The 6,408-nt window shown below is 38.3% G+C and carries 5 protein-coding genes; all 5 read right to left on the minus strand.

Features of this window, described 5'->3' with window-relative positions:
• Window position 1 precedes the first annotated feature (1 nt).
• Window positions 2-1,378, minus strand: a complete 1,377-nt coding sequence (radA, locus tag ACTDJC_RS21095) for a DNA repair protein RadA (RefSeq protein ID WP_098309977.1) — start codon at window positions 1,376-1,378, stop codon at window positions 2-4.
• A 99-nt stretch (window positions 1,379-1,477) separates the two neighbouring features.
• Entirely contained in the window at window positions 1,478-3,913 is a 2,436-nt protein-coding gene (gene clpC, locus ACTDJC_RS21100; protein ID WP_098309976.1) for an ATP-dependent protease ATP-binding subunit ClpC, read from the minus strand.
• Window positions 3,914-3,926: 13 nt separating this feature from the next.
• Window positions 3,927-5,000 carry a protein arginine kinase gene (locus tag ACTDJC_RS21105; RefSeq protein ID WP_253628353.1) on the minus strand — a complete coding sequence of 358 codons (1,074 nt, stop codon included), beginning with the start codon at window positions 4,998-5,000 and terminating at the stop codon, window positions 3,927-3,929.
• A gap of 4 nt (window positions 5,001-5,004) precedes the next feature.
• Complete coding sequence (locus ACTDJC_RS21110; protein ID WP_253628352.1) at window positions 5,005-5,562, minus strand: UvrB/UvrC motif-containing protein; 558 nt, start codon at window positions 5,560-5,562, stop codon at window positions 5,005-5,007.
• Between the two features lie 101 nt (window positions 5,563-5,663).
• Window positions 5,664-6,125 (minus strand): CtsR family transcriptional regulator, encoded by a 462-nt coding sequence (locus ACTDJC_RS21115; RefSeq protein WP_098309973.1) that lies wholly within the window; start codon window positions 6,123-6,125, stop codon window positions 5,664-5,666.
• Window positions 6,126-6,408 lie beyond the last annotated feature (283 nt).

Genomic DNA, 6,408 nt, shown 5'->3' on the forward strand with positions numbered 1-6,408 from the left:
CTTATCCTCCTAGTGCAAATCGAAGAGCCTCTCCTATATTCGATACTCCAACTACCTCAATACCTTCTGGAATCGTCCATCCACCCAAATTTTTACTTGGGATAATAACACGCTGAAATCCTAATTTTGCTGCTTCTTGTACACGCTGTTCGATACGAGAAACACGGCGAACTTCTCCCGTTAAACCAACTTCACCAATGACTGCATCACCCGGAAAAGTCGGTTTATCGCGAAAACTTGATGCGATACTTAAAGCAACTGCCAAATCAACTGCTGGTTCATCTAATTTAATTCCCCCAGCAACTTTTAAATAAGCATCTTGGTTTTGGAGCAATAACCCTGCTCTTTTTTCTAGTACTGCCATAATAAGAGAAACACGGTTATGGTCAATTCCTGTTGCCATTCTTCTTGGATTCCCGAAACTTGTAGGAGAAATTAATGCTTGTATTTCTACTAAAACAGGCCTTGTTCCTTCCATAGAAGCAACAACCGTTGAGCCAGCAGCACCCACAGGTCTTTCTTCTAGAAAAATTTCAGAAGGATTCAATACCTCTGAAAGGCCAAGCTCCTTCATTTCAAAAATCCCCATCTCATTGGTTGAACCAAAACGGTTTTTTACCGCTCGTAAAATTCGATATGTATGATGACGATCTCCTTCAAAATAAAGAACGGCATCCACCATATGCTCTAACATACGTGGACCAGCTATAGCTCCTTCTTTCGTTACATGCCCTACAATAAAAATAGGGATTCCTTTCGTTTTTGCAAGCTTCATGAGTTCTGCTGTACATTCACGTACTTGCGCTACGCTTCCTGGCGCTGAAGTTACTTCCGGTAAATGAATGGTTTGAATAGAATCAATTACTACAAATGATGGATTCATTTCATCTATATATGCTGCGATTCGTTGTAAATCTGTTTCTGATACAACAAATAAATTATCTCCATTTACATGAAGACGATCTGCTCTAAGTTTAATTTGTTTTGCAGATTCCTCACCTGATATGTATAAAACATCATAAGCACGATCTGCTAGTTGTGATGATATTTGCAATAATAATGTTGATTTCCCAATACCAGGATCTCCCCCTATGAGCACGAGAGAGCCATCTACAATTCCACCACCAAGCACCCGGTTAAATTCCTGAAAATTCGTTTCAATACGCGCCTCTGTTTTCGTTTCCACCTCTTTCAGGCGGCGAGGCTTCGTTAATTCAGTTTGGATTGCACTTGCATAGTTCAGGCGGCGTGATGATACAACTGGTTCCATCTCTTCCACTAGTGTATTCCATTGTCCGCACCCCGGACACTTTCCCATATACTTTGGTGACTGATAACCACATTCTTGACATGTAAATTTCGTTTTCTTTTTAGCCATCGTTTTTTACACTTCACTTCGCTTTCATATGAAACAAAAATATTTCTTTTTTGTACAAGAAAGAGGGCTATTGTTTAGCCCCCCTTTGTTTATCTATACTTATTTTACCTTTTCTGCACTACGAATGACAAATGATTCTCCTTCTGCATCAAAAACAACTTTTTGACCTTTCTCAATAACCCCTTTAAGAAGTTCCTCTGATAATCGATCTTCTACATGTTTTTGAATTGCACGGCGTAGTGGACGAGCACCATACTCTGGGTCAAATCCTTTATCCGCAATCGCTTCAATTGCTGCATCCGTTAACTCTAACTCAATGTCTTGTTCTTTTAAACGTTTAACCAACAGTTCTACCATAAGTGTAACAATTTCTTTAATATGTTTCTTCTCTAATGTATGGAAAACAATAATTTCGTCAATACGGTTTAAAAACTCAGGGCGGAATGCTTTTTTCAACTCATCCATTACTTTACCCTTCATATCTGCATAATCACGACTTTCATCTTGTACATTAAATCCAAGATGTTTGTTTCGTTTTAATGCATCTGCACCTACGTTAGAAGTCATAATAACAATTGTATTACGGAAATCAACTGTACGACCTTTTGAATCTGTTAAACGACCATCTTCTAGCACCTGCAGTAAAATATTGAATACATCTGGATGTGCCTTTTCCACCTCGTCAAGTAAGACAACGGAGTATGGTTTGCGACGAACCTTTTCTGTTAACTGGCCACCTTCTTCATATCCAACATATCCTGGAGGAGAACCAACTAAACGAGAAGTAGAATGTTTCTCCATGTACTCCGACATATCAATACGAATCATTGCATCTTCGTCACCAAACATAGATTCCGCTAATGCGCGTGCAAGTTCCGTTTTACCAACACCAGTTGGTCCTAAGAAAATAAAAGAACCGATTGGACGTTTTGGATCTTTTAAACCTGCTCTTGCGCGGCGCACTGCTTTTGCAACCGCAACAACCGCTTCATCTTGCCCAATTAAACGATCATGTAAAATATTTTCTAAGTTCAATAGTTTGTCTGTTTCTGTTTGAGCTAGCTTAGAAACCGGAATACGCGTCCACGTTGAAACAACATTTGCAATATCCTCTACTGTTACTTCCGAATTCTCTTTACCTTGTTGCTCTTTCCATTGACGCTTCGTATCTTCTAATTTTTCACGTAGGCGCTGTTCCATATCACGTAAAGAAGCTGCTTTCTCAAATTCTTGACTTTGTACTGCCGCATCTTTTTCTTTTCTTACTTCTTCTAGCTTCGATTCAAGTTCTTTTAAATTTGGTGGTGTTGTATAAGAACGTAAACGAACTTTTGAAGCTGCTTCATCAATTAAGTCAATCGCTTTATCAGGTAAGAAACGATCCGTAATGTAACGATCAGATAATTTTACAGCGGCGTCAATTGCATCGTCTGAGATAGAAACACGGTGATGTGCTTCATAACGGTCACGTAATCCTTTTAAAATTTGAATCGATTCTTCTAAGCTTGGTTCATCAACGTGAATCGGTTGAAAACGTCGCTCTAATGCCGCATCTTTTTCAATATATTTACGATACTCATCTAGCGTTGTCGCCCCAATACATTGTAGTTCCCCGCGCGCTAATGATGGCTTTAAAATATTCGATGCGTCAATCGCCCCTTCTGCACCTCCCGCACCAATTAATGTATGAAGCTCATCAATGAATAAAATAATATTAGCAGCTTGACGAATTTCATCCATGACTTTCTTTAAACGGTCTTCAAATTCACCGCGATATTTCGTACCAGCAACTACAGTCCCCATATCTAATGTCATAACACGCTTATCGCGTAAAGTCTCTGGAACTTCGTTGTTTACAATTTGTTGTGCTAGCCCTTCAGCAATTGCTGTTTTACCAACACCAGGTTCTCCAATTAACACAGGATTATTTTTTGTTCTTCTACTTAATACTTCAATTACACGTTGAATCTCTTTGCTACGACCAATTACTGGATCTAAACGCCCTTCACGTGCTACAGCTGTTAAATCGCGAGCTAAACTATCAAGCGTCGGTGTATTTGCATTAGCCGAACCACCACCTTGATGACCCGAAGCCGTCTCGTTACTACCAAGAAGCTGCAGTACTTGTTGACGCGCTTTATTTAAACTTACACCTAAATTATTTAAAACACGGGCCGCAACGCCTTCTCCTTCACGAATAAGCCCAAGTAAAATATGCTCTGTTCCCACGTAAGAATGACCAAGTTTACGCGCTTCATCCATTGATAACTCTATTACTTTTTTTGCACGCGGTGTGTAGTGAACCGTTTGGGACATCTCCGTGCCGCGCCCAATTAGTGCTTCTACTTCTTTTTGAACTTTCTCTGGGCTTAATCCAAGTGCGACCAATGCTTTTGCAGCAATCCCTTCTCCTTCGCGTACAAGGCCGAGTAAAATATGCTCCGTGCCGATATTATTATGGCCAATACGAATTGCTTCTTCTTGGGATAACGCTAATACCTTTTGTGCTCGCTCTGTAAATCTTCCAAACATCATATGAATCACACTCCTACTTCGCTCGATTTTGTTCAATTCGTAATCTTTCACGAATAAGTGCTGCTCTGCGATAATCTCTTTCATCAGGTTGTAAGGGGCCTCCAGCATATTGCTGCAAGATTCCAGGCTGTGTAAGTACCATTAACTCCGTTAAAATATTCCTAGATATATTTTCGATATAACCAAGATCAATACCAAGTCGAACATCCGATAAACACGTTGCTGCCTCAGCAGATTCAATTAAACGGCTATTCGCTAATACACCATAAGAACGATACACCTTATCTTCAAGCTCAATACTTGAATTTTTCATAATTGATTCTCTTGCTGTTCGTTCTTGTTGAATGAGTTGCTGAACAACACTCTTTAAATCTTCTACAATATCTTCTTCAGGTTTTCCCAATGTCATTTGATTAGAAAGTTGAAATATATTCCCTAACACTTCGCTACCTTCACCATATATCCCTCTCACAACTAAACCAAGTTGATTAATTGCTTGAACGATACGGTTCATTTGTCCTGTTAAAACGAGAGCTGGCAAATGTATCATCACTGAGGCTCGTAAACCTGTTCCTATATTTGAAGGACAGCTCGTTATATAACCAACTTGTTCATCAAATGCATATTCAACCTGATTTTCTATCCAATCATCAATTCGATTTGCACTATGCAACGCTTCTGATAATTGTAATCCCGGAAATAAACATTGAATCCGAATATGATCTTCCTCATTAAGCATAATACTTACTTGTTCATTCTCAGATAATAAACAAGCACCATATTCTGTTCCCACTAAATCCGGACTTACAAGGTGCTTTTCGACTAATACTCTGCGCTGCAAAGGTTCAATCCTATTCATTTGTAAAAGTTCAAGTACCCCGAAAGGTGCAACTGCTTGATTAGCAAATTTTTCTTGAAATACATGAATCATTTGCTCCGCTTCCTTATTTGTTAACATAGTCGGGAACTGATAGTCTCGTAAATTCCGAGCCAATCGAACACGACTGCTTAAAACAATATCGGAATCAGGACCGTCTTCCCTCATCCATGGACTAATTGCTTCGTTCATAATACGATCGAGTGACATAGAATTATTCCCCCTCTCTATGCTCACGAAGCTGACTTTCTATGCTGCGAATTTTATCTCGTACTTCAGCAGCCTGCTCAAACTCTTCTTGTTGTATGCACTCCTGCAATTTTAGTTTTAACTCATCTAATTCTTTTTTTAGATGAATATTTCCTCCTATACGGTTAGGAATTTTTCCGTGATGCTTTGTATGCCCACCATGAAGCCGTTTTAGCATTGGTTGTAATTGTTCTTTAAATGTTTCATAACAAGACGAACAACCAAACCTTCCGACCTTTGCAAATTGTGGATATGTCATATTACATTTCGGACATTGCAACGGCTGCACATTCGAAACATTATTTGTTTCTTTCTCAGATGCAGGTTGCTCAACATGTAGCAGCCCTGCTAATAAATTATGAAATGACAAACTAGGCTTATTAGACTTATTTGATTGAAAGAAAGACGTATATCCATTTTCTTGGGCACATTGCTCGCAAAGATGAATCTCCGTCTTTTTTCCATTGATTGCTTTTGTAAAATGCAGCGTTGCTGATCGTGAACTACAGTTTTGACAAATCAACGTATTTCCCCACCTTTACAATAGGAAAGAATTATTAATTTACAATCTTATTCGTTCAATTAATCCTTAAGAGACAAAGCATTCCTAAGGGAAGTTTCACTTTACTTATACTTCAATGTTCTAAGCATCGCTCGAAGCATACGTGCTCGTAATTCATCTCGAAATGGTAAATCTGTTAGTAAAACAGATCGATCTAACACACTAAACATAAGCTTTGCTTCCCTACTGGTAACAATACCTTCTTCTGCTAAACGCCTTATTATACTCTCAGCGCTTGATTGAGTAATGCTATACTGAATCATTTGTAACATTTGGTTAATAATGTCTATATCATCATGCAATTTGACCTTTATAATGCGAATATAACCTCCGCCACCTCGTTTACTTTCTACTATGAATCCTCTTTCTAGAGTAAAACGAGTATTAATAACGTAGTTAATTTGAGATGGCACACAATCAAACTTATCAGCAATTTCATTTCTTTTAATTTCAATTGCATCATTATTACTTAAGTCAATAACTTGCTTTAGATATTGTTCAATAATATCAGATATATTTCTCATTTATCCTCCACCTTTATTGACTTTGACTATCTTTGACTTTAATTATATACGTATTAAAAAATTTTGCAACTCTTTTGCTTCCCTCTCTATCCTATCCATATTTTCTCTCATTTAATCAATCGTTCTTTATTTTATGAATAAAGAATATAAAGTTTCCTATATAAAAAAGAACACAAAAAAAGACGAGTTCAATGACTCGTCTTTCGTTTGCCTGGCAACGTCCTACTCTCACAGGGACAAAGTCCCAACTACCATCGGCGCTAGAGAGCTTAACTTCCGTGTT

It is taken from the genome of Bacillus sp. GB_SG_008, from assembly GCF_052038115.1.
Taxonomy (GTDB): Bacteria; Bacillota; Bacilli; order Bacillales; family Bacillaceae_G; genus Bacillus_A; species Bacillus_A rhizoplanae.